Below are 22,931 nucleotides of genomic sequence, written 5' to 3' on the forward strand. Positions count from 1 at the left end.
TCAGACATCCCCTAACCGACTATAATAAATAATGTTTCAGCTTTGTGATTTACTCGATAAATTGTCTGTTGTATTACAATAAATAATCATTTTATTGATTTCCATCAGCTAATACTGTCGATTATTTCGGCACATTCCCCCTATTATTCTTTTTTATGTGCCTTTTACAGTGCATATTTTCAACAATGATGACAGGTATAAATATGTTAACGGCATTTGAGCTCCTCATCGGAGTGGTGGTCATTGTGGGCGTTGCCCGCTATATCATTAAGGGTTTTTCCGCAACGGGCGTTCTGTTCGTTGGTGGTATTGTGCTGCTGATTGCCAGCGCGTTAATGGGCCATAAAGTTTTACCGGCCAGCGAAACCAGCACCGGCTATTCAGCCACCGACATCGTTGAATATATTAAAATTCTGCTGATGAGCCGCGGCGGCGACCTCGGTATGATGATCATGATGCTGTGTGGTTTTGCCGCTTACATGACACATATTGGCGCTAACGATATGGTTGTTAAGCTGGCCTCGAAACCGCTGCGTTATATTAACTCCCCCTACTTATTAATGATCGCCGCCTATTTTGTTGCCTGTCTGATGTCGCTTGCGGTCTCTTCCGCAACCGGCCTTGGCGTACTGTTAATGGCCACGCTCTTCCCGGTGATGGTCAACGTCGGCATTAGCCGTGGCGCGGCAGCAGCCATTTGTGCCTCCCCGGCCGCAATTATTCTCTCGCCAACATCCGGTGACGTTGTGCTGGCAGCAAAAGCGGCTGAAATGCCCTTAATTGATTTTGCCTTTAAAACCACGCTACCTATTTCTATTGCGGCGATTATTGCGATGGCCATCGCCCACTTCTTCTGGCAGCGTTTCCTTGATAAAAAAGAAAATGTCTCCCATGAAATGCTCGACGTAAATGAAATTACCACTACGGCGCCGAGCTTCTACGCTATCCTGCCGTTTGCACCTATTATCGGCGTCCTGATTTTCGACGGTAAATGGGGCCCGCAACTGCACATTATTACCATTCTGGTTATCTGTATGCTGCTGGCCGCGATTCTGGAGTTCTGCCGCAGCTTCAATACGCAAAATGTCTTTTCCGGGCTGGAAGTGGCCTATCGCGGTATGGCGGATGCCTTCGCGGGCGTGGTCATGTTGCTGGTTGCGGCGGGCGTCTTCGCCCAGGGTCTGAGCACCATCGGCTTTATCGACAGCCTTATCTCAATTGCCACGTCGTTCGGTTCTGCAAGCATTATTTTGATGCTGGTACTGGTGGTGTTAACGATGCTGGCAGCGATGACCACTGGTTCTGGTAACGCGCCGTTTTACGCTTTCGTCGAGATGATCCCGAAACTGGCGCACACTTCAGGTATTAACCCGGCCTATCTTTCTATTCCGATGCTGCAGGCTTCCAACCTCGGCCGAACCATTTCCCCGGTTTCCGGCGTGGTCGTCGCCGTTGCCGGGATGGCGAAAATATCCCCCTTCGAAGTGGTAAAACGCACCTCGGTTCCGGTGCTGGTTGGCCTGGTGGTCGTGATTATCGCAACGGAAATCCTCGTGCCGGGCAGCGCCCTGTAAGTATTCACGAAACTGATAAAAGGCGTCTAATGACGCCTTTTTTATGCTTTAATAATCCTCACGAATAGTTAACCCCCCCAGGATAAGTGTAATGTTCAGGAAGGATATTCTGGCCGGATGCGTCGGCATGTTGCTGCTGGTAGCAAATGGTGCCAGCGCGACGCCCCTCACCCCCACGCAATATGGCGATTTTGACCGCTATGTTCTGGCGCTTTCATGGCAAACCGGTTTCTGTCAGAGCATGAATGACCGAAATCGCAAAGAGCCGCAAGAGTGTAAAATCCAGAAAGAGACAGCCAACAAAGCTGACCATCTCACCGTTCATGGTTTATGGCCGGGGCTGCCCAAATCTATCGCCTCGCGTGGCGTAGATGAGAACCGATGGATGCGTTTCGGCTGCGCTACTCGCCCAGTCCCGAACATGCCGGAAGCCCGGGGTAGCCGGAAATGCGCAGCAGCAGAGACGGGGCTGTCGCTTGAAATGGCGAACAAACTGAACAGCGTGATGCCCGGTAGCGGCGGTAAATCTTGCCTCGAACGCTATGAATATGCGAAGCACGGCGTCTGTTTTGGCTTCGACCCGGATGCTTACTTTGGCACGATGGTGCGCCTCAATGGCGAGATAAAAGCGAGTGCGTTGGGGCAATTCCTGGCCGCAAATTACGGGCAAAAAGTGAGCCGCAGCGACTTTAATAACACCGTTGCCAGCGCATTTGGCAAGGAGAACGTCAAAGCGTTTAAACTCACCTGTAATGGCAATCCAGCCTATCTCACCGAAATGCAGATTTCGCTAAAAGCAGGGAACATCAACGCCCCGCTCTCGGCCTCTTCATTCCTGCCTCAGCCGCATCCCGGCAACTGCGGCAAACAGTTTGTGCTGGATAAAGTGGGATACTGAGAAAATCAATAATTGTCAGTGATTGAATGTGCGTTGTATCACTTCAAACCTGACGCCGGTATGAGTATGATGGGACGAGATGAACCCTTGCCGCTGGCGGTGAGGGTTTTCTTTTGGATAGACGTTTCTGGAACGACATGGAGTAATTATGACCAGACCTGCCATCATCATTAATGAGTTCGATGCGGAGCGTATCGACAGACTGCTGGAACTGCCTGCTTACGCAAACTCTCCGGTGGCTGGCGCGCTGAATGACGAACTGGATCGTGCGCAAATGTGCCCGCCGGAACAGGTTCCGCCTGACGTCGTAAGCATGAACAGCCAGGTGAGATTTCGCGATCTGACCAGCGGCGAAGAGCGCGTGCGAACGCTGGTATTTCCTGCGCAAATGACAGACAGCAACACGCAGCTTTCCGTACTGGCTCCTGTAGGCGCGGCGTTGATTGGCCTGCGCGTCGGCAGCACCATTCACTGGGAGCTTCCCGGCGGCACATCCACACACCTCGAAGTACTGGAGCTGCTCTACCAGCCGGAAGCCGCAGGCGATTACCAACGCTAAACGCGAAAATTAAGAGGATGCCCCGGCATCCTCTTTCTGTATGCGCACCCCATACTGAAAAAACTTTACACCCTTCACTCCAGCGATCGATAAATTTGCGATATCAATGACAAACTAAAATGCCAGAATATGCTTTGATATCAACTACCGAGACAAGGAGGAATGCATATGTATAAAACAATCATTATGCCCGTTGACGTATTCGAGATGGAGTTGAGTGATAAAGCTATCGCCCACGCTGAATTTCTGGCGCAACAGGATGGCATTATCCATCTTCTGCACGTACTGCCTGGCTCCGCCAGCTACACCATGAGCCGCTTCGCCGCTGATGTTCGCCGCTTTGAAGAACACCTTCACCAGGAAGCGATCAACCGTTTAGAAACGATGAAAAGCCACTTCAGCATCGACCCCGAGCGCCTCAAACTGCATGTCCGCGTGGGTAACGTGCGTGATGTGGTAAACGAGCTTGCAGAGGAACTGAAAGCCGACGTCGTGGTTATCGGTTCGCGTAACCCGTCCATCTCCACTCACCTGCTGGGCTCCAATGCCTCCAGCGTGATCCGCCATGCTCACGTCCCCGTGATGGTGGTGAGGTAAAAAAAAGAGGCTACCTTTCGGTAGCCTCTTACTTTTGCAGGTGTAGTCTTACTTCTTTTTTTATGCCGTTTTAGTACGAATCAGATAATCAAAGGCGCTCAGTGACGCTTTCGCGCCTTCACCGGCAGCGATGATAATCTGTTTGTACGGAACGGTAGTGCAGTCACCCGCGGCAAAGACGCCTTTGACGCTGGTTTCACATTTCGCATCGATGATGATTTCACCCATCCGGTTGCGCTCAATCGCGCCTTCCAGCCAGGTGGTGTTCGGCAGCAGGCCGATCTGAACGAAGATCCCCGCCAGTTCAACCTGGTGCGTATCACCGCTCACGCGGTCACGGTACTCCAGGCCGGTCACTTTGCTACCGTCGCCTTTTACTTCCGTCGTTTGCGCATTCAGAATGATATCGACGTTTTTCAGGCTGCGGACTTTATCCTGCAGCACCTGATCCGCTTTCATTTCCGGAGCAAACTCCAGCAGAGTAACGTGTTCAACCACACCCGCCAGGTCAATGGCCGCTTCCACGCCGGAGTTACCGCCACCGATGACCGCGACGCGTTTACCTTTAAACAGCGGGCCGTCACAGTGCGGGCAATAGGTCACGCCTTTGGTACGATACTGATCTTCACCCGGTACGTTCATATTGCGCCATTTAGCACCGGTCGCAATGATGATGCTACGCGCTTTCAGCACTGCGCCAGACGCGGTTTCAATCTGGTGTAAGCCACCTTCCTGCGCCGCCGGAATCAGTTTCGATGCGCTCTGGCTATCAATGACGTCAACGTCATATTCGCTGACGTGAGCTTTCAGTGCGCCAGCCAGTTTCTGGCCTTCAGTTTTCGGTACGGAGATATAGTTTTCGATATCGACAGTATCCAGCACCTGGCCACCAAAGCGCTCGCCCATCAGGCCGGTACGGATACCTTTACGCGCTGAATAGACAGCGGCGGCTGCGCCGGACGGGCCGGAACCCACGATCAGCACTTCATAAGCATCACGGGTGCTCAGCTCTTCCGCTGCACGTTTTTCCGCGCCAGTATCGATTTTGGCAACGATTTCCGTAAGGGTCATACGGCCCTGACCAAACTCCTGACCATTCACGAATACTGCCGGAACGCCCATCACGTTACGTTCGGTGATTTCGTTCTGATAGGTACCGCCATCGATAGCCGTATGTTTGATACGCGGGTTCAGCACGCTCATCAGATTCAGCGCCTGCACCACGTCCGGGCAGTTGTGGCAGGAGAGCGAGTAATAGGTTTCAAATTCAAAATCGCCATCAATATTGCGGATCTGCTCCAGCAGAGACTGCGCTTCTTTTGATGGATGACCGCCAGTCCACAACAGTGCCAGCACCAGCGAAGTGAACTCATGCCCCAGCGGAGAACCGGCAAAGCGCGGGCCCTGGTGGGAACCTGGGTTAGTAATCAGGAACGACGGCTTACGAACGGCAAGCTGGTTGTCTTCTTTAAAGGTCACTTTATCTGACAGTTCAGCAATCTCAGCCAGCAGTTCCTTGATTTCTGCCGATTTGGCGCTGTCATCCAGCGTGGCAATCAGCTCAACAGGTTTAGTCAGCTTCTCAAGATAGGCTTTGAGCTGGGTTTTCATGTTGGTGTCGAGCATTGTTAATCTCCTGGGCTAAATACATCATCATGCAAGCTGCCTCATTCGGGCGGCCTGGATGCAACTTGCATCATAGTGCGTAGGGAAGAAAAACGGGTGCTAAGCACCCGTTGGTTGCCGGGTGGCACTGCGTTTACCCGGCCTACATTTGTAGGCCCGTGCAAGCGTCGCGCCGCCGGGCAATAAAGACTTAGATTTTGCCGACCAGATCTAAGGACGGAGCCAGAGTTGCTTCGCCTTCTTTCCATTTAGCCGGGCAAACTTCGCCTGGGTGAGAAGCGACATACTGAGCGGCTTTGATTTTACGCAGCAGGTCAGACGCGTCACGGCCAATGCCTTCAGCGGTAACTTCGATAGCCTGGATGATACCCTGCGGGTCAACAACGAAGGTCGCACGGTCAGCCAGACCTTCATCTTCGCGCATGTTTTCGAAGTTACGGGTCAGGGCGCCAGTCGGGTCGCCGATCATCGCGTATTTGATTTTCGCGATGGTATCAGAGCTACCGTGCCATGCTTTGTGGGTAAAGTGGGTATCGGTGGAAACAGAGTAAACGTCCACGCCCAGCTTCTGCAGTTCTTCATAGTGGTCAGCTACGTCGCCCAGTTCAGTCGGGCAAACGAAGGTGAAGTCAGCCGGATAGAAGAAGAATACGCTCCAGCGACCTTCGGTATCTTTCTCGGTGACTTCGATAAATTCACCGTTTTTGAAAGCCTGGTTTTTGAAAGGTTTAATTTTAGTGTTAATCAAGGACATCTATACTTCCTCCGTGTTTTCGTTGAGTTGTAAGTTAACGAAATTTTGTTGATAGGGCTAATGCGTTTCCATTATCAAATCAATAAGCGTTACCTAACAACCGACTCGAGACAACATTGTGAACCTGAAAGTGGGTAAGGCACAAAACGCCCCTTTCCCATAACAATCTGCGTAAAGTAAAAAGGCCCCCTCTTCAGGCGGCCCCGTTACCTGATCACCCGTCGGTGCATTCAGCGCCAGTGTAACTGGCTATATGTTGCGCTCTACATTACCTTAACAAAGGCTGTAACAGCCGATCGATTACATCACCCCGTTATTCAAAGGGCAATCCGCTGCCGGTTGGTCTTATCTATGGTTGTGATAGGCTACACCGTTTCACTCATCTTACATCCTGATTTACAGAGATTTTCTATGCTAAAACGTTCTTTACTCCTTACCCTACTCCCCCTTATCGCCCACGCCGAAGAGCTCCCGGCACCGGTGAAAGCCATTGAAAAACAGGGCATAACTATCATCAAACCTTTCGATGCTCCGGCCGGGATGAAAGGCTATCTCGGTAAATATCAGGACATGGGGGTCGCCATCTACGTCACGCCGGATGGTAAGCATGCCATCTCGGGTTATATGTATGATGAGAAAGGCAAAAATCTGAGTGAGGAGTTGTTCCAGAAAGAGATCTACACCCCTGCCGGACAGGAAATGTGGAAGCGCATGGAAAAAAGCCCCTGGCTGCTGGACGGTAAAAAAGAGGCTCCCACAGTGCTGTATGTCTTTGCCGACCCCTTCTGCCCTTACTGCAAACAATTCTGGCAGCAGGCGCGCCCGTGGGTTGATGCCGGGAAAGTACAGATCCGCACACTGCTGGTTGGGGTGATCAAACCAGAAAGCCCGGAAACCGCGGCTGCCATCCTCGCCAGCAAAGACCCCGCGAAAACCTGGCATGACTACGAGCAATCCGCAGGAAAACTCAAGCTCGCCGTTCCCGCCACGCCAGAGGCAACCGCCATGCGCAAGATCAATGAAAATCAGAAACTGATGGACGATTTGGGCGCTAACGTGACGCCTGCTATTTATTATATGAATAAACAAGGCCAACTTCAGCAGGTCGTGGGCCTGCCTGATGCCGCTAAACTCAAGGTTATGATGGGAGAAGAGTAATAAAAAAGGGGTGATTATATAGATTTAATATATTAATCACCTCCCCTTTTGGGATCAGTAGATAATCACTATTTTTTGATATATATTAAGTCAGGATGTAAGATGCATTTAGTTTTATGAAAACATGGATTGTTAATAACCACACGGTTCAGGATCGAGACCGTGCAATTTCTACGCACTGGACCGGCAACAAGGACAACAAAATGGCTAACCTTTATGATCTGAAAAGATTTGATCTTAACTTATTAGTTATTTTTGAATGTATTTATCAACATCTCAGCATTAGTAAGGCCGCAGAGACATTATTTATTACCCCGTCGGCCGTCAGCCAGTCATTGCAACGTTTGCGTATTCAGCTAAACGACCCTCTTTTTGTCCGTTCAGGGAAAGGGATCACGCCAACCACCGTAGGGGTTAACCTGCACCATCATCTGGCGGAAAACCTTAATCAACTGGAAAAAACGATTAACATAATGGGGAACTCAGATCTGCTGAAACGCTTTGTCATTTATGGCCCGCAGATACTGATTTCCGGCCCACTGATTAATATTATTACCCGTTTACTTGAAGACGACAGTATCGAAGTTCAGCATTATGATTATGTTGCGACATCAGAAAACATCGAAGATTTAATGAGTTATCGGAAAGCCGATCTCATTTTGAGTACAACGCCCATCATTAACCGATCGGTGGTTTGTGAACCCTTCAAAGAGGTACCTACTGTGTTAATTTGCCGGGACGGTCATCCGCGTCTTGGCGAACGTGCCAGCGCTGAAGAGATCTAGGAGGAGAGGTTTGCAATCTATAATACTGACGATCCGGGCATCAAAGATTTTCAGTCACATATCGATAGTCGTTATCTGGGAAGACGGGCGGGGATGCGCACTAACTCATTGATAGGTCTGATGAGTATTATTCAGAAAACAGATTTGCTCGCCGTTGTTCCACGCGAACTACTCAATTACATCGGCCCAACGTTACAATTAAGAGAAGTTATCACACCAGAACCATTGCCATCAGTGATGATTTATATCATCTATAACCGGTCGTCGATGAACACAACGTCATTCGCTAATGTGATTGAACGAATCACCAAAAACAATTCATTTATTGAATAAGATTCATGGTGATATTAATTATTTAAATGGATGTTCATTAAATAATAAACATAACATTAAGAATTAATTATATTACACTCGCAATGCCTGTCGTTATATCATAGCTACTTACAATGCTTAATATATTGCCAGGATTGCTAACAATGTCCTTATTAAAGGTTCCTTTACCCTATACCGTGCAGGAGGCCAGCACACGACGTATAACCTGGGTATTGCAAAATTTCTCTCGCGTTTGCGTCTCGTTTTCCGGTGGCAAAGACTCGACGGTGATGTTACACATCACCGCTCTACTGGCTCGTGAAATGGGCAAAAAAATCAGCGTGCTGTTTATCGACTGGGAAGCGCAGTTTTCCAGCACTATCGCGCACTGCGAGAAAATGCGAGACCTCTATCAGGATGTTATTGAACATTTTTATTGGGTTGCCATTCCTCTCACCACCCAGAACGCCCTCACTCAGTTCGAACCCGAGTGGCAATGCTGGGAGCCTGACGCTGAATGGGTCAGAAATCCGCCCTCCGGCGCGATGACTGACCCGGCTATCTTCCCCTTCTACCACCCGGGCATCACCTTTGAGCACTTTGTTCAGTCTTTCGCCGAGTGGTACTCGCAGAAGCGCCCCGCGGCCATGCTGGTGGGGATCCGCGCCGATGAATCCTATAATCGTTTTTTAACGATCTCATCTCAGCGTAAACAGCGATTTGCTGATGATAAACCCTGGACCACGTCAGCGCCCGGTGGCCACGCCTGGTATGTTTATCCGCTCTATGACTGGAAAACAGCGGATATCTGGACATGGTTCGCCCGAACTCAGCAATGCTACAACCCGCTCTATAACCTGATGTATCAGGCGGGTGTCCCGCTGCGTAATATGCGGATCTGCGAGCCGTTTGGCCCGGAACAGCGTCAGGGGTTATGGCTCTATCATGTCCTTGAACCCGAACGCTGGGCGGCAATGTGCCAGCGCGTAAGCGGGGTACACAGCGGCGGCGTCTATGCCGGTCGCGCTAACCAGTTTTATGGCCATCGCAAGATAGAAAAACCCACCCATCATACCTGGCGCAGCTATGCGATGTTCCTGCTGCAAAGTATGCCGCAAAACACCGCCGAACATTATCGTAATAAAATTGCCGTTTACCTGCACTGGTATCAAAAACAGGGAGTAGACGATATTCCCGATGCTCAGGAGGGTGATGTCGGGTCGAAGGATGTACCGTCCTGGCGGCGCATCTGCAAGGTATTGTTAAACAATGATTACTGGTGCCGGGCGCTCTCTTTTAGCCCAACCAAAGCCGTTCATTATCAGCGCTATCGGGAACGACTGAAGCAAAAACGCCAACTATGGGGAATATTATGCAACAACGATTAATTGCAGACATGGAAGCCTATCTGCAACCACTGGATTTTGAATCCCGCGTGGAGGCCATTAATCAGCTTCGTCTGGCTCTGCATGCGCTAAGCCCTTTCAAAGACCAGCCCGCCGACTGCGTGCTTTGGGTTAAAGAAGAGCAGGTGAAACCCAATGATTACAACCCGAACAATATGGCGCCGCCGGAAAAACGCCTGTTGCAGAAATCACTGGAGGCAGATGGTTTCACACAACCTATCGTGGTGATGGACAAATATGATAACCAGTTTGAAATCGTGGATGGTTACCATCGTTATGCACTCTCCGGTGGCAAAGCCGCGCTGAAAAAACAGTTCAACGGTTATCTGCCTATCGCACGTCTGGAAAACCGCAGCAGTGGCTTACCATCAAGAATGGCGGCAACCATCCGCCATAACCGTGCCCGTGGACGCCATCAGGTCAGGGCCATGTCGGATATCGTGCTCGAACTCTCCCGGCTGGGCTGGGGGGATGACAGAATCGGCAAAGAGCTGGGAATGGACAGCGATGAAGTGCTGCGACTAAAACAGATCAACGGCCTGCTCGAAATGTTTGGCGATCGCCAGTTCTCACAGGCCTGGACGGTCAAATAATCACAGACAACGCAGTCGCTCTGCGGCTGCCTGCAGCGTTGATGGCTGCTTGGCAAAACAGAGCCGGATTAACTTATGCGGGAAAGGATCGGCGCAGAACACAGACAGAGGTATAGCCGCGACGCCTTTCTCGGTGGTTAACCACTGGCAGAAACTGACATCATCAAGCCCGGAAATAGCGCTGTAGTCGGCCAGTAAAAAGTAGGTGCCTTCGCAGGGCAGAAGCTCCAGCCGACCTCCTTTCAGCGCATTGATAAACAGATCGCGACGTTCACGATAAAACTCCGGCAACTGTCGGTAGTGATCAGGCTCTGCCCGCAGCATATCCGCCAGCGCCAGTTGCGCAGGCGTATTCACCGCAAAAGTCAGATACTGATGCACTTTACGCAGCTCAGCGCTGATCATCGGCGGCGCAATGCAGTAACCGACCTTCCATCCGGTCATATGATAGGTTTTACCAAAAGATGACACGGCGACGGCGCGCTCGCGCAGTTGCGGATGCGCCAGTACGCTGGCGTGCCCCTGCGGGTCAAAACAGATATGTTCATAGACTTCATCGCTGAGTACATAAATCTCCCGCTCGGCAATAGCCTGCCAGAGCACGTCGAAATTAGCGGAATGCCAGACCGTCGCCGACGGATTATGCGGCGTATTGAGGATAACCAGCCGCGTTTTATCGCTCAACAATGCTTTAAACGCATCCCAATCGACGCCAAAATGCGGTGGTTGTAACGCTATCCGCTTCAGTACGCCCCCCGACAGCGCTACCGCCGGGGCATAGCTGTCGTAGCTGGGGTCAAAACAGATAACTTCATCCCCCGGCCGCACCAGCGCGGTGATTGCGGCATATAGAGCTTCTGTCGCACCTGCCGTGACGGTGATGTCGTCATCCACATCGGGCGAATAACCGTAAAGCGCACCGGTTTTCTCTGCAATCGCCTGACGAAGCGCCAGCACACCGGTCATCGGCGCATACTGGTTCGCCCCGGCAGCCACATGGTGTGCCAGACGCTCCTGCAAATAGCGCGGGCCATCGAAATCCGGAAAGCCCTGCGATAGATTGATCGCCTGATGCTGCTGCGCGAGCGCGCTCATCTGGCTAAAAATGGTGGTGCCGAGGTTGGGTAGTTTGCTCTGAGGGGTCAGTCGCTGATGCGTCATTATTGTTATCCCATCTGTCTTACCAGTGTTGAAGACACTATATCACGATGTTAGTATTTAGCAATCAAGACGTTTAGACGTCTAAATAACAATGATAAGAATGTAAACACGCCGAGGCACAACTTCTATGAATAATACCGACATCCGCGTCGTGAGCGGCCCTGCCAACTACTTCTCTCACCCGGGTAGCCTGCAACGGCTAAACGATTTTTATAGCCCGGAGCAACTCGCCCACGCAGTGTGGATTTACGGCGAAAAGGCCATCGCAGGCGCGAGACCTTATCTGCCGGAAAGTGCCAATACCCCCGGCTCGGTTCATCTTGCATTTACCCGTCACTGCAGCGAGCAAGAGGTTAACACCCTGGCCTTACAGGCTGGTGACAACCGCAGCGTGGTTATCGGCGTGGGCGGCGGCGCATTGCTCGACACGGCAAAAGCCGTTGCTCGTCGGTTGAACCTCCCCTTTGTGGCGATCCCCACCATCGCCGCCACCTGTGCCGCATGGACACCGCTTTCCGTTTGGTACAATGATGCCGGGCAGGCGCTACAATTTGAAATTTTCGATGACGCCAACTTTCTGGTACTGGTTGAGCCGCGCATCATCCTCAATGCCCCGGCCGACTATCTGCTGGCGGGTATCGGCGATACCCTGGCGAAATGGTACGAAGCGGTGGTGCTCGCACCGCAGCCTGAAACGCTCCCTCTTACGGTACGGCTGGGTATTAATGGCGCGCTGGCGATCCGCGATGTGCTACTGGAAAATAGCGAACAGGCGCTTGCTGACCAGCAGCAAGGAGAGTTGAGTCAGGCGTTTCGCGATGTTGTCGATGCGATTATTGCCGGTGGCGGTATGGTCGGCGGGCTTGGCGAACGCTACACCCGCGTTGCGGCAGCGCATGCTGTCCACAACGGCCTGACTGTGTTACCGCAAACGGAGAAGTTTCTCCATGGAACCAAAGTCGCCTATGGCATTCTGGTGCAAAGTGCCCTGCTCGGGCAGGATGACGTTCTGGCGCAGCTCATTCAGGCATATCGGCGCTTCGCCCTCCCCTCGACGCTTGCTGAACTTAATATCGATATTCGCAACCGCGCAGAGCTGGACAAAGTGATCGCCCACACTCTGCGCCCGGTGGAATCGATTCATTTACTACCGATAGCGCTGACGCCGGAAATACTGTTCGCCGCATTCGAAAAAGTCGAAAATTTCGCACGTTAACCCACCTCTACGGTAAACCTCTGTCCATGGACGGAGGTTTTGCGATCGCCCACGTAACCACGCCTACAAAAGCGCACACGCGAGAAACTGGCGGCGATTTACGGCTGCAAACAAGAGTAAATTAGTCTTTATCTGCCTAAAGAAGGTTAACAGCAGCGCGCGCCACCTTTGCCACCGTAGCGGGCATCCTGACGATCGCGGAAAAACTCTTCATAAGTCATTGGCGTCTGCTCCGGATGGGTAACGCGCATATGCTCGACATAGTTGTCGTAGTCCGGCACACCAATCATCATTTTTGCGGCCTGGCCTAAATATTTTCCTGCTTTCGATAATGTATCGAACATGGAGTTATCTCGTTAGTTGCGGTGCGTTTTGTTCCCCTCACCCGCCCTCTCCCGCAGGGAGAGGGAGAAAACTGTCTGTCCCCCCTCCCTGCGGGAGAGGGTTAGGGTGAGGGCATCTATCAATGCGCCCCTTTCGCCTGGGTCACAATCTCTTCCAGGTTTTCCGGCATTGGCTCATACGGTGTCTCTTTTGCCGTCGGTTTGTCCTCTTTCAGCGCCGCCAGTGCGGTTTTAATCGAGAACAACGCCAGAACCACCACCACAACCATAAAGAAGATGGTCAGCCCGGCATCAAGACGGTTGTTAAACACCAGTTGCGCCAGTTGCGACTCAGTATACTGCGCAGGGATATTCCCGCTGTCGATCATCGCCTGGAATTTATTGGCAATGGCCAGGAAGCCAACGCGAACATCCGGGCTAAAGGCTTTCTGCCAGCCTGCGGTCAACGTACAGACCAGCAGCCAGGCCGTCGGCACCAGCGCCACCCAGGCGTAGCGTTGACGTTTCATCTTGAACAGTACCACCGCGCACAGCATCAGCGCCATACCCGCCAGCATCTGGTTGGCAATACCAAACAGCGGCCACAGGGTGTTGATTCCGCCCAACGGATCAACCACGCCCTGATGGAGGAAGTAGCCCCAGGCAAGGACGCAGAGCGCTGTCGCCAGCAGGTTCGCCGGCAGCGAGTCGGTTCTCTTCAGGTTAGGGCTGATGACGCCCAGCAGATCCTGCAACATAAAGCGTGCCGCACGGGTACCGGCATCCACCGCCGTCAGAATAAACAGCGCCTCAAACAAAATCGCGAAGTGATACCAGAACGAAACATCCATCAGGCCGCCCAATGCGCCGTGCAGGATGTACGCCATCCCCACCGCAAGCGTTGGCGCACCACCCGCACGAGAGATGATCGACTGTTCACCCACCTCATTCGCAATGTGGTTCAGCGTTTCCGGCGTTACCGTGAAGCCCCAGCTACTCACCACCTGTGCTGCAGAAGCGACCACATCAACCGTGCCTGCCGGTGCCAGCATCGCCATCGGGCTGTTCATCGCAAAGTAAACACCCGGATCGATGATGCAGGCAGATACCAGCGCCATAATGGCAACAAAAGACTCCATCAGCATCCCGCCGTAACCGATCAGGCAGGCCTGACCTTCATTGGCCAGCATCTTCGGCGTGGTGCCGGAGGAGATCAGCGCATGGAAGCCCGATACCGCGCCACAGGCGATGGTAATAAACAGGAACGGGAACAGATTACCTGTCCACACCGGGCCCGTGCCGTCGACAAATTTCGTCAGCGCAGGCATGGTCAGCGTCGGGCGCATAATCAAAATACCAATCGCCAGCCCAACGATGGTGCCGATTTTCAGGAAGGTAGAGAGGTAATCGCGCGGCGCCAGCAGCAGCCACACCGGCAGTACCGCCGCCACAAAGCCATAACCCACCAGCATCCAGGTCAACTGTACGCCCGTAAAGTCAAACCATGGCGCCCAGGTTTCACTTTCTGCCACCCAACCGCCAGAAATAATGGCAAAGATCAGGAAGAACAGGCCGATAACGGAAACTTCACCAATGCGCCCCGGGCGCAGGTAGCGAATGTAAATCCCCATGAACAGCGCCAGCGGAATGGTAAACGCAACGGTATACGTCCCCCACGGGCTGTGGGTCAGCGCTTTCACCACGATCATCGCCAGCACCGCCAGAATGATCACCATGATCATAAAGGTCGCCACCAATGCGATAACCCCGGCAGTGGCGCCCATCTCCTCTTTCACCAGTTCTCCCAGCGAACGGCCGTCGCGGCGCGTAGAGACAAAGAGCACCATAAAGTCCTGCACCGCACCGGCAAGCACCACGCCCGCAAGGATCCAAATCATCCCAGGCAGATACCCCATCTGCGCAGCCAGCACCGGGCCCACCAGCGGCCCCGCCCCGGCAATCGCCGCAAAATGGTGACCGAACAACACTTTCTTGTCGGTCGGTACGTAATCCAGCCCATCGTTATGGCGCACAGCAGGCGTCATACGCGTGGGGTCAACCGCCAGCACATTTTTGGCGATGTAGCGTCCATAAAAACGATAGGCAATCAGATAGATACAGACTGACGCCACCACTATCCAAAGGGCGTTAATCTGTTCACCACGATTGAGGGCGATATAGCCCAGGGCAAACGCTCCAACAATGGAGAGCAATGCCCATGTAAGGTATTTCCCTGAATTGTTCATAGATGTTGTCCGTGTGAGTCGCTGAGAATGTTACATTTTATTTCTGTATCAACAGTCTTGATTTAACAACTCAGAAACCAATAAATACAACAAGAACACGGCGTATTTACATCATATTGCTGGCGGGATCACTTTAGTGGCGAAAAGAAGTGTAAAAACAGGCGGGATGAGTGAGATATGTTACTGTTTTGCCGGGTAGTGCTTACGCATACCCGGCCTGCACATCGCAATAATCTCTCAGGCCCGATAAGCGCAGCGCCATCGGGCAGTTGAGCATCCATTTAACCGATGACAGCCGTCCCTAAACGGCAGGTGCAACAACGTCGCCCCTGCTCATCGAATACAACAATTTCCCAGCTTTGACTTTGACGCCCCAGGTGCAGCGGGCGGCAGACGCCGCGCACTTTCCCCTGCGAGACCGGACGGTGGTGTGAAGCATTAAGCTCCGTCCCCACCACGCACTGTCCGTCCCGGGTCATGAGGAACCCGGCCATAGAGCCCAGCGTTTCGGCCAGCGCCGCCGAGGCTCCGCCATGCAGCAGGCCAAATGGCTGATGAGTACGGCTATCCACCGGCATCTCCGCTTCGAGAATATCGTCGCCGAGATGGGTATAAACGATCCCCAGGTGCGCCACCATCGTATTCGGGCTGGTGGCATTGAGTTCCTCAAGAGATAAATGGCGTTTCCAGATCATCTTATGCCCCAAGCGTTGAGCCGCCGTCCACGACGATGTCCTGCAACGTGATGTGGCTGGCGCAATCAGATGCCAGGAACAGCACGGTGTTCGCAATCTCCTGCGGACGGGCGATTTTACCCAGTGGAATACCGAGCTTAAACTGCTCGCCAAAGCCGCGAATGCGCTGCTGTTCCGCGTCCTCGCTCTTCCACATACCGCGTTGCATATCCGTATCGGTGGAACCCGGCGAGACCAGATTACAGCGCACACCGCTGCCAGCCAGCTCCAGCCCGACCGTCAGCGCCAGGCTTTTCAGCGCTGCTTTTGACGCCCCGTAAGCGCTCATACCAATGCGCGGCGTGTGCGCGGCATCAGACGCCACGGTGACAATTGCCCCGCCCTGCTGTTCGCGGAATGTCGCCATCGTCTGCTGGAAGAAGTTGAACGCTCCGCCAACATTGACCGCGAAGGTCTGCTGCCATTCGTCAATGCTCAGAGCGTCCGTTGCTCCCATGCGTAAAATACCGGCGGCATTCACCAGCACATCGAGGCGTTGCGTGGTGGCAAGCAATCTCTCACAAGCATGCGCCACCTGACGGGCATCAGAAACGTCCAGTACTTCGGTGGTAAACGGATATGCTTCGCCCGCAAAAGCGAGATCAAAGCCAACTACCGTTGCGCCAGCATCAGCAAATGCCTGGGCAGTGGCAAAACCAATCCCCCGCCCGGCTCCCGTCACCCACACCGTTTTTCCGGTGAAATCAAACCCACTCATTACTTCACCTCGCGGGAGAGCAATGCCCACCAGGCATCAATGGTGGGGTTCTTAGCCAGCATCACAAAGTCGATATCGCCGTAGACTTTCCGCCAGCGCGCTGCCAGCGCCATCATGCGCACGGAATCAAGGCCATAGTCGATCAGGTTTTCATCATCCAGCGGCTCATCAGACTCATCGAGCAGCGGTAGCACCAGCGCACGCAACGCGGCTTTGCTGTCCGGAACGGAAGGCAACAGTTCTTCGGCCATCACCACGCGCCCGCTGCGTCCGGCGACATACTTCAACGACATCAAATGCTCATCGCGGCTGAAATCCGCCAGCGCATCCGCCACGAAGAAGGGTTTGATATCACGCATAAAAGCGTCAGTCGCGGTGGTCATACAACCAATATGCGCATACACCCCGGTGATAATAAGCTGGTTGCGCCCCGTCTCTTTTAGCATCTGCTCCAGCGGTGAGCGGTGAAAAGCGCTATAGCGCCACTTCACCAGCACCGTGTCCGCTTCGTCCGGAGCAAGTGCGGCGACAATCTTCTGTTGTTCAGGCGAGCGGGTCAGACCCGGCCCCCACATATCATTCAGCAGGGCGCGATCGTCATCGCTCTGCTCTTTCGGCTGCGCGGTGTAATACACCGGAATATGGTTCTTTTTGCAGAAGTCGCGCAGCGCGGCAATGTTGGCCACAACGGTGTCCATCATCTCGCTGTTATCGCCCCAGAAGTTGAGGAAATATTCCTGCATATCGTGGATTAACAACGCCGCTCGTTCGGGTTCAAAAGGCCAGCTCACTTTGTTTTCCGGGAGCTCCATTGCCGTCGGCAGTGCATAACCCTGTAATTTTGGAATTGCCATTCTCTTCTCTCCTTCAGCCCAGCGCGCGCGTAGCCAGCCACTGACGCAGTTGTTTTTTATCGACTTTACCGACATGAGTCAGCGGCAGTTCATCCACACACTCGACGCGATCCGGTAGTTTAAAATCAGCGACGCCCTGCTCGCGCAGGAAGCGACGAACCTGAACGGCGCGAAGCGGCTCTTTGACCACTAAATAGGCGCAGCTTTTTTCACCCATCAGATCATCTTCCATGCTGACCAGCGCGGCGTGGATCACCGATTCATGTTTCAGCAGCAGGTTTTCTACCTCTTCCGCCGCAATCTTCTCGCCGCCGCGGTTAATCTGATCTTTCTCGCGTCCCTGCACGGTGATGTAGCCCTCTTCATCAATAGAGATGAGATCGCCGGAACCGTAGAAACCGTTGGCATCAAAAGCGCTGGCGTTGTGCTGCGGGCTCTTGTAGTAACCGCGGAAGGTATACGGCCCGCGCGTCATCAGTCGTCCTACTTCACCACGCGGTAACGGTTCACCGTTTTCATCGGCAACCCACACTTCATCGTCAGGGCACATCGGACGCCCCTGGGTGTTGATGATGCGTTCCGGGGTATCGTCGAGGCGGGTATAGTTCACCAGCCCTTCCGCCATCCCAAAGACCTGCTGCAACTGGCAGCCAATCTCTGCCGGAATACGGGCGGCAAGCGTGGCGGAGAGTCGTGCGCCGCCCACCTGTAACAGCGTCAAAGACGCGAGTTGCGCATTACTGCCCCACTCGGTAATCGCCTGTAGCCACAGGCTGACGGCAGGCGGCACCAGCGCCGCAGTATTAACCTGATGTTTTTCGATCAGCGGGAAGCAGAGTGTGGCGCTTGGATCCGCGGCCAGCACCACAGTGCCTTCGGCAAGGAATACGCCCAGAGCCCCAGGCGAACTCATCACATAGTTATGCGCCGAGGGGATCGCGCATAAGAAGCGGGTTTCTGGCGTGAAACGGCAAATCTCATTGCTGCGGCGAATACTGTAGTAGTAGTCATTATGGGTACGCGGAATCAGCTTCGGCGTACCCGTGCTGCCGCCGGAAAGCTGGAAGAAAGCCACTTCATCGGCAGGCGTGGGCGTGGCAACAAAATTGTCCGCCGCCTGAACCAGCGCCGCATCAAGCGAGTGTTCACCTTCCCCGCCACGCAGCAGCACGCTGCGCACTGACGGATGCCGCTCAATGAAAGCATTTAAATAAAGGTCATCGGCGAACAGCGCATGGGCGCGATCGGCAATCAACAACGCCGGTTCGATTTGGTCGGCGTAGGCATTCAGTTCCGTTTTCTGATGGCTGAACAGCGCATTCACCGGAGCAACACCGATGCGCAACAGCGCAAACAGAGTGATATAAAACTCGACGATGTTGCCAAGCTGAACCAGCGCGGTTTCGCCCTGCTTCAGTCCCTGGCGTTGAAGAACCGAGGCCAGATTATCGACCGCCAGGTTAAGCTGGCGATAGCTGATTTCACGCTCACCATCAATAACGGCAATCGCATCGCTCTGCGCGTGACGGGTTAAAATGTCGGTCAGCGGCAGATCCTGCCAGTAACCCTTTTCACGATAGCGCGCCGCCAGATCGGCTGGCCAGCGGGTAAATTCCACAGACATCATTGCTCCTTACTGCAAGCCAAAAACATTCAGCATGGTTGAAAGCTTCACGCCCGTTTCACGCCACTCCGCTTCCGGAGAAGACGCAGGCACAATCCCTGCGCCAGCAAACAGACGCACTTTGTTCGCATTCACCTTCGCACAGCGAATCGTGACGACCCACTCGCCGTTACCGTCGGCATCGCACCAGCCGACAATGCCGCCAAACAGGTCACGCTCGAAGGGTTCAAGCTCGGCAATTAATTGTTTCGCCGCCAGATGCGGGAAACCGCTTAGCGCCGGGGTAGGATGCAGCAGGCAGGCCAGAGAAAGCGCGTTCTCCGCCGCATTGGCCTCGCCTTCAATCGGTGTCGCCAGGTGCCAGAGAGTGGGGGTTGTGATGAGCTGCGGCGTATCCGGCAGTGACAGCGAGCGGCTGCGCGGAGCCAGCGTGGCTTTCATTGCCTGAGTCACCAGCTCATGCTCGTGCCGGTCTTTTTCTGACGCCAGCAGCTTATTGCCGGCTTCTCTGTCCAGCACATCATCCGGCTGACGACGCGCGGAGCCCGCCAGCGGTAAAGAACTAAAGTGGCTCCCCTCTTTACGCAGTAACAGCTCCGGGCTGGCACCCAGCAGCACGCCACCGTCCGGGAGCGGCACATGGAAATTAAAGCTCGCCGGGTTCTGTGCAACCAGGCGCTCCAGCAGTACGCCGCTATCAAGCGGGCGATCTGTGGCAATTTCAATCAGGCGGGAAAGCACCACCTTATCGACCCGCGGCGTGGCCGTAAGCGTTGCGGCGCGAGCAACCATATCCATAAAGACCGGCTGTTGAGGAATTTCGCTGCGCTCGGTCACGCCAATCGGCGAAGCCGAGGCGATGTAGCGTGCAGAGTGCTGCTTCCCGGTGCGCGAGAACGATTGCCAGTTTTGCGGAATAAAAAGCGAAGAGGGTTGGTTAGTATCAAAAGGGATTGCGCCGACCATCACCGGTTTGGCAATCCCGGCGGCTTTCGCTTGCGCAAATGCTGCCGCTAATTGTTGCTGGAAAGGACTATTCAGGTCATCGCCACCTGCCGCCGGGCAGGAGAAACGACTAAAACAACCGGTCGCGGTGAAGCTCCGGTAGGGCGACATAAAGAAGAAATTATCAGCGCAGAGTGTTTCTTGCTGCTCGTTCATATCCACAGCCAGTGACGTTTCCATATCATCCTCCAAAACGATAAAGATATTACGAATAATTATCATTTATATTTTCGCTCGGTAAGCTAAAAGTAAATGCTTCGTATGTCAACAGCAAGGGGGCGTAAGTTGTGCTTAATAGCCAGCGTTACAGCGCAGTTATACTAATCCGTGCGCTTTTTACGGTATTTCTTCATAGACTTGCATCCAACAGGCACAATGATTGAAAATGAGAAGCATTACCCACACCATAAACAGGATGCCGATTCGTGAATGTTCCTTCCCTGCAACGCAAAGCCCTGCTCTTCTGCCTGGTCAGCCTTTTAGGAGTTTCCTCAGCCATCGCCGCTGACTGGCCGCGCCAGATTGTGGATAGCCGGGGCACGCACACGCTTGAACACAAGCCAGAACGCATTGTCTCCACCAGCGTCACCCTCACCGGATCGCTGCTGGCGATTGATGCTCCAGTCATTGCCAGCGGCGCCACCACGCCAAATAACCGCGTGGCGGATAGCCAGGGCTTCCTGCGTCAGTGGAGCGATGTGGCGAAACAGCGCAAGCTGGCACGTCTCTATATTGGCGAACCGAGCGCCGAGGCCGTGGCCGCGCAAATGCCGGATTTGATTTTAATTAGCGCAACGGGCGGAGATTCCGCACTGGCGCTCTACGATCAGCTCTCCCTTGTCGCCCCCACGCTTATCATCAACTATGACGACAAAAGCTGGCAGGAACTGCTGACTCAGCTCGGGCACATTACCGGTAAGGAAAAAGAAGCCGCCGATCGAATCAGCAGCTTTGCTAAAAAGCTCACGGAAGTGAAACAGAGAATAACGCTGCCGCCGCAGCCGGTTAGCGCGCTGGTGTATACCGCCGCCGCCCACAGCGCTAACCTGTGGACAACCGAATCGGCACAAGGGAAATTACTGAAACAGCTTGGCTTTACGCTCGCTACTTTGCCTGGTGGCTTACACGCCAGCCAGAGTCAGGGGAAACGTCACGACATTATTCAGCTTGGCGGGGAGAATCTGGCAGCAGGTCTGAACGGGGAAAGTCTGTTCCTGTTTGCAGGCGACCAGAAAGACAGTGACGCAATCTACGCAAATCCGCTGCTCTCTCATTTGCCCGCAGTACAGCACAAACAGGTTTATGCATTAGGTACCGAAACCTTCCGCCTGGACTACTACAGCGCCATGCTGGTGCTGGAGCGATTATCGGCGCTGTTTAGCGCAAAGTAATGCTTTGCCAGCCGCCCGGTAAGCATGAAGCTACCGGGCAGCGTCAATTACCCTTCAACAATCACCGGCTGCTGGCGGAAACGCCGCAGTTCGGTCAACAATCCCAGCAGTATCAGGCCAACAATCGCCAGCGCCCAACCGCTGGCGCTGGCCGACGCCGCCGGTGTCAGAATGGCCCCTAATCCGCCCAGCAGCGCCGCGCCGATGGCATCGCCCGTTACGTTTTGCGCCGTCCACAAACCGTTGATGCGACCAAGCATCGCTTCCGGTGTCTGGGTCTGAATCAGGGTATATTGCAGCAGCGAGCTAATTGCGCTTAACCAGCCAAACAGCGCCAGACATACCACGCCCATCACCCACACCGGCATCAGTGCAAACAGACCAATCGCCACGAACGCCGCCACGGTGGAAACCAACATGATGCGTCCCGGACGCTCATGGCGCGCCAGATTACCGCTGGTCAGCGCGCCAAACGCCGCCCCCAGGGGGATCGCCGCATAGAGCAGGCCAATCTGCGCCGCCGACATCTGCCAGCTCATCGCCAGCGCCGGATACAACACGCGCACCGCGCTCGCCATGGTTAACAGGCCGCCCAGCAGCGCAATACCGCCAATCAGCGGGCTGCCCAGAAGAAAACGGAAGCCCGCCACCAGAGACGCCAGTGGATGTTCACGCGGCTGCGGCGGAGGCGGAAGCGCTGGAAGGCGCAGCAGGGTCAGCGTGGTGATGAAAGTCCCGAGCGCCGCCAGCAAATAGTTCCAGGAGACACCGCCGGTCGCCAACAGCAGGCCACCGACCATCGGTGAAATCACCGAGCCCAGACGCACCGTCAGCATGGTGATAGCCCCGGCCTGCATCAGATTTTCACGCCCCACCAGTACCGGCGTCGCCGCCAGCAAGGCCGTCACGCCGAGGGAAGCAAAAAAGCCGTCCCATAATCCCAGCAGATAAATAGCAACCAGCGAAGGCTCCGGCAGCATGGCGTTTAGCCACAGGCCAATAAACCCTACGCCGCAGGTACCGCGCGCCAGCAGTATCAGCTTGCGGCGTTCATACCTGTCCGCCAGTACACCGCCCACCATCAGGCCGATAAACATCGCCCCGCCGGTCAGCGTCACCGAAAGCCCCACCTGCCAGGTGGAGTGGGTCATCATTTGAATCTGGACGGGTACGGCAACACCGAGCAACCCAAGGGAGAGAATAGAGATAAATCGGGCGATAAAGACGGCACGAAAGGCCGGATGGGTCTTGAGCAGGCTTAAGTTCAGCAGCCAGGATTGTCGATTCATTACAGTGCCTTGATGCTTTTTTTTCATACCATTTTTGTGGGCGCACATGCTAACATAAACGAATAAGATAGATAACGATAATTACTATCATTATCAACTTCAGGGATG

At 53.9% G+C, this 22,931-nt stretch carries 20 protein-coding genes and 1 pseudogene; 10 read left to right on the forward strand and 11 right to left on the reverse strand.

Going from position 1 to position 22,931, the window contains the following annotated elements; genetic code table 11:
* Window positions 1–203 precede the first annotated feature (203 nt).
* From dcuC to uspG, 4 genes are all read left to right on the forward strand, one after another.
* Window positions 204–1,574 carry an anaerobic C4-dicarboxylate transporter DcuC gene (gene dcuC, locus VSR74_RS07050; protein WP_347794013.1) on the forward strand — a complete coding sequence of 457 codons (1,371 nt, stop codon included), beginning with the start codon at window positions 204–206 and terminating at the stop codon, window positions 1,572–1,574.
* Window positions 1,575–1,665: 91 nt separating this feature from the next.
* Window positions 1,666–2,472 carry a ribonuclease I gene (rna, locus tag VSR74_RS07055; protein ID WP_347794014.1) on the forward strand — a complete coding sequence of 269 codons (807 nt, stop codon included), beginning with the start codon at window positions 1,666–1,668 and terminating at the stop codon, window positions 2,470–2,472.
* 148 nt (window positions 2,473–2,620) lie between these two features.
* Entirely contained in the window at window positions 2,621–3,031 is a 411-nt protein-coding gene (rnk, locus tag VSR74_RS07060; protein WP_015965401.1) for a nucleoside diphosphate kinase regulator, read from the forward strand.
* A gap of 168 nt (window positions 3,032–3,199) precedes the next feature.
* On the forward strand, window positions 3,200–3,628 hold the full coding sequence (gene uspG / locus VSR74_RS07065) for a universal stress protein UspG (RefSeq protein WP_347794015.1): 429 nt from the start codon (window positions 3,200–3,202) through the stop codon (window positions 3,626–3,628).
* A gap of 60 nt (window positions 3,629–3,688) precedes the next feature.
* Here the strand turns inward: uspG and ahpF are convergent, their stop codons facing one another.
* Window positions 3,689–5,254: an alkyl hydroperoxide reductase subunit F gene (gene ahpF, locus VSR74_RS07070; protein WP_015965403.1), complete on the reverse strand. Its 1,566-nt coding sequence runs from the start codon at window positions 5,252–5,254 to the stop codon at window positions 3,689–3,691.
* A 190-nt stretch (window positions 5,255–5,444) separates the two neighbouring features.
* On the reverse strand, window positions 5,445–6,008 hold the full coding sequence (gene ahpC, locus VSR74_RS07075; RefSeq protein ID WP_052284784.1) for an alkyl hydroperoxide reductase subunit C: 564 nt from the start codon (window positions 6,006–6,008) through the stop codon (window positions 5,445–5,447).
* Window positions 6,009–6,419: 411 nt separating this feature from the next.
* Between ahpC and dsbG the strand changes: the two genes are divergently transcribed.
* The 4 genes and pseudogenes from dsbG to VSR74_RS07095 all read left to right on the forward strand — a co-directional run bounded on the left by dsbG (window position 6,420) and on the right by VSR74_RS07095 (window position 10,262).
* The gene (gene dsbG, locus VSR74_RS07080; RefSeq protein WP_347794016.1) at window positions 6,420–7,166 is read left to right on the forward strand and encodes a thiol:disulfide interchange protein DsbG; all 747 of its coding nucleotides are present in this window, start codon (window positions 6,420–6,422) and stop codon (window positions 7,164–7,166) included.
* A gap of 203 nt (window positions 7,167–7,369) precedes the next feature.
* Window positions 7,370–8,284, forward strand: a pseudogene (gene citR, locus VSR74_RS07085) (DNA-binding transcriptional repressor CitR).
* Window positions 8,285–8,427: 143 nt separating this feature from the next.
* Window positions 8,428–9,651 (forward strand): phosphoadenosine phosphosulfate reductase, encoded by a 1,224-nt coding sequence (locus tag VSR74_RS07090; RefSeq protein ID WP_347794017.1) that lies wholly within the window; start codon window positions 8,428–8,430, stop codon window positions 9,649–9,651.
* Window positions 9,636–10,262: an IbrB-like domain-containing protein gene (locus VSR74_RS07095; RefSeq protein ID WP_347794018.1), complete on the forward strand. Its 627-nt coding sequence runs from the start codon at window positions 9,636–9,638 to the stop codon at window positions 10,260–10,262. Before VSR74_RS07090 ends, VSR74_RS07095 begins: the two co-directional genes overlap by 16 nt.
* On the opposite strand, the gene VSR74_RS07100 is transcribed toward VSR74_RS07095, so the two are convergent.
* Complete coding sequence (locus VSR74_RS07100) at window positions 10,263–11,423, reverse strand: pyridoxal phosphate-dependent aminotransferase (RefSeq protein ID WP_347794019.1); 1,161 nt, start codon at window positions 11,421–11,423, stop codon at window positions 10,263–10,265.
* Between the two features lie 127 nt (window positions 11,424–11,550).
* On the opposite strand from VSR74_RS07100, the gene VSR74_RS07105 reads away from it, so the two are divergent.
* Window positions 11,551–12,639, forward strand: coding sequence for an oxidoreductase (locus tag VSR74_RS07105; protein ID WP_347794020.1), 1,089 nt, complete (start codon window positions 11,551–11,553; stop codon window positions 12,637–12,639).
* Between the two features lie 146 nt (window positions 12,640–12,785).
* Here the strand turns inward: VSR74_RS07105 and VSR74_RS07110 are convergent, their stop codons facing one another.
* The 7 genes from VSR74_RS07110 to entC all read right to left on the reverse strand — a co-directional run bounded on the left by VSR74_RS07110 (window position 12,786) and on the right by entC (window position 20,323).
* Window positions 12,786–12,983 (reverse strand): YbdD/YjiX family protein, encoded by a 198-nt coding sequence (locus tag VSR74_RS07110; RefSeq protein ID WP_108473961.1) that lies wholly within the window; start codon window positions 12,981–12,983, stop codon window positions 12,786–12,788.
* Between the two features lie 119 nt (window positions 12,984–13,102).
* A complete protein-coding gene (gene cstA, locus VSR74_RS07115; protein WP_347794021.1) occupies window positions 13,103–15,208 on the reverse strand; it encodes a pyruvate/proton symporter CstA in 2,106 nt (701 codons plus the stop codon).
* A 281-nt stretch (window positions 15,209–15,489) separates the two neighbouring features.
* On the reverse strand, window positions 15,490–15,903 hold the full coding sequence (gene entH, locus VSR74_RS07120; protein WP_347794022.1) for a proofreading thioesterase EntH: 414 nt from the start codon (window positions 15,901–15,903) through the stop codon (window positions 15,490–15,492).
* A gap of 1 nt (window position 15,904) precedes the next feature.
* A complete protein-coding gene (gene entA, locus VSR74_RS07125) occupies window positions 15,905–16,660 on the reverse strand; it encodes a 2,3-dihydro-2,3-dihydroxybenzoate dehydrogenase EntA (protein WP_347794023.1) in 756 nt (251 codons plus the stop codon).
* Window positions 16,660–17,514 (reverse strand): isochorismatase, encoded by an 855-nt coding sequence (locus tag VSR74_RS07130; RefSeq protein WP_347794024.1) that lies wholly within the window; start codon window positions 17,512–17,514, stop codon window positions 16,660–16,662. Before VSR74_RS07130 ends, entA begins: the two co-directional genes overlap by 1 nt.
* 13 nt (window positions 17,515–17,527) lie before the next feature.
* On the reverse strand, window positions 17,528–19,138 hold the full coding sequence (gene entE, locus VSR74_RS07135; protein WP_347794371.1) for a (2,3-dihydroxybenzoyl)adenylate synthase EntE: 1,611 nt from the start codon (window positions 19,136–19,138) through the stop codon (window positions 17,528–17,530).
* Window positions 19,139–19,147: 9 nt separating this feature from the next.
* Complete coding sequence (entC, locus tag VSR74_RS07140; RefSeq protein WP_347794025.1) at window positions 19,148–20,323, reverse strand: isochorismate synthase EntC; 1,176 nt, start codon at window positions 20,321–20,323, stop codon at window positions 19,148–19,150.
* A 245-nt stretch (window positions 20,324–20,568) separates the two neighbouring features.
* On the opposite strand from entC, the gene fepB reads away from it, so the two are divergent.
* A complete protein-coding gene (fepB, locus tag VSR74_RS07145; protein WP_411914229.1) occupies window positions 20,569–21,534 on the forward strand; it encodes a Fe2+-enterobactin ABC transporter substrate-binding protein in 966 nt (321 codons plus the stop codon).
* Window positions 21,535–21,581: 47 nt separating this feature from the next.
* On the opposite strand, the gene entS is transcribed toward fepB, so the two are convergent.
* Window positions 21,582–22,823 (reverse strand): enterobactin transporter EntS, encoded by a 1,242-nt coding sequence (gene entS / locus VSR74_RS07150; RefSeq protein WP_347794026.1) that lies wholly within the window; start codon window positions 22,821–22,823, stop codon window positions 21,582–21,584.
* Window positions 22,824–22,931: the final 108 nt, after the last annotated feature.

The sequence above is a fragment of the Pseudocitrobacter cyperus genome (assembly GCF_039889165.1).
Classification (GTDB): domain Bacteria; phylum Pseudomonadota; class Gammaproteobacteria; order Enterobacterales; family Enterobacteriaceae; genus Pseudocitrobacter; species Pseudocitrobacter cyperus.

What these genes read in the sequence shown, in the direction of transcription:
- VSR74_RS07110 (WP_108473961.1), bottom strand. Translation starts at nt 12,983, where the DNA reads ATGTTCGATACATTATCGAAAGCAGGAAAATATTTAGGCCAGGCCGCA.
- ahpC (WP_052284784.1), bottom strand. Translation starts at nt 6,008, where the DNA reads ATGTCCTTGATTAACACTAAAATTAAACCTTTCAAAAACCAGGCTTTC.
- rnk (WP_015965401.1), top strand. Translation starts at nt 2,621, where the DNA reads ATGACCAGACCTGCCATCATCATTAATGAGTTCGATGCGGAGCGTATC.
- entH (WP_347794022.1), bottom strand. Translation starts at nt 15,903, where the DNA reads ATGATCTGGAAACGCCATTTATCTCTTGAGGAACTCAATGCCACCAGC.
- VSR74_RS07095 (WP_347794018.1), top strand. Translation starts at nt 9,636, where the DNA reads ATGCAACAACGATTAATTGCAGACATGGAAGCCTATCTGCAACCACTG.
- entS (WP_347794026.1), bottom strand. Translation starts at nt 22,823, where the DNA reads ATGAATCGACAATCCTGGCTGCTGAACTTAAGCCTGCTCAAGACCCAT.
- VSR74_RS07130 (WP_347794024.1), bottom strand. Translation starts at nt 17,514, where the DNA reads ATGGCAATTCCAAAATTACAGGGTTATGCACTGCCGACGGCAATGGAG.
- rna (WP_347794014.1), top strand. Translation starts at nt 1,666, where the DNA reads ATGTTCAGGAAGGATATTCTGGCCGGATGCGTCGGCATGTTGCTGCTG.
- entE (WP_347794371.1), bottom strand. Translation starts at nt 19,138, where the DNA reads ATGTCTGTGGAATTTACCCGCTGGCCAGCCGATCTGGCGGCGCGCTAT.
- ahpF (WP_015965403.1), bottom strand. Translation starts at nt 5,254, where the DNA reads ATGCTCGACACCAACATGAAAACCCAGCTCAAAGCCTATCTTGAGAAG.
- entC (WP_347794025.1), bottom strand. Translation starts at nt 20,323, where the DNA reads ATGGAAACGTCACTGGCTGTGGATATGAACGAGCAGCAAGAAACACTC.
- dsbG (WP_347794016.1), top strand. Translation starts at nt 6,420, where the DNA reads ATGCTAAAACGTTCTTTACTCCTTACCCTACTCCCCCTTATCGCCCAC.
- VSR74_RS07105 (WP_347794020.1), top strand. Translation starts at nt 11,551, where the DNA reads ATGAATAATACCGACATCCGCGTCGTGAGCGGCCCTGCCAACTACTTC.
- VSR74_RS07100 (WP_347794019.1), bottom strand. Translation starts at nt 11,423, where the DNA reads ATGACGCATCAGCGACTGACCCCTCAGAGCAAACTACCCAACCTCGGC.
- uspG (WP_347794015.1), top strand. Translation starts at nt 3,200, where the DNA reads ATGTATAAAACAATCATTATGCCCGTTGACGTATTCGAGATGGAGTTG.
- cstA (WP_347794021.1), bottom strand. Translation starts at nt 15,208, where the DNA reads ATGAACAATTCAGGGAAATACCTTACATGGGCATTGCTCTCCATTGTT.
- VSR74_RS07090 (WP_347794017.1), top strand. Translation starts at nt 8,428, where the DNA reads ATGTCCTTATTAAAGGTTCCTTTACCCTATACCGTGCAGGAGGCCAGC.
- dcuC (WP_347794013.1), top strand. Translation starts at nt 204, where the DNA reads ATGTTAACGGCATTTGAGCTCCTCATCGGAGTGGTGGTCATTGTGGGC.
- entA (WP_347794023.1), bottom strand. Translation starts at nt 16,660, where the DNA reads ATGAGTGGGTTTGATTTCACCGGAAAAACGGTGTGGGTGACGGGAGCC.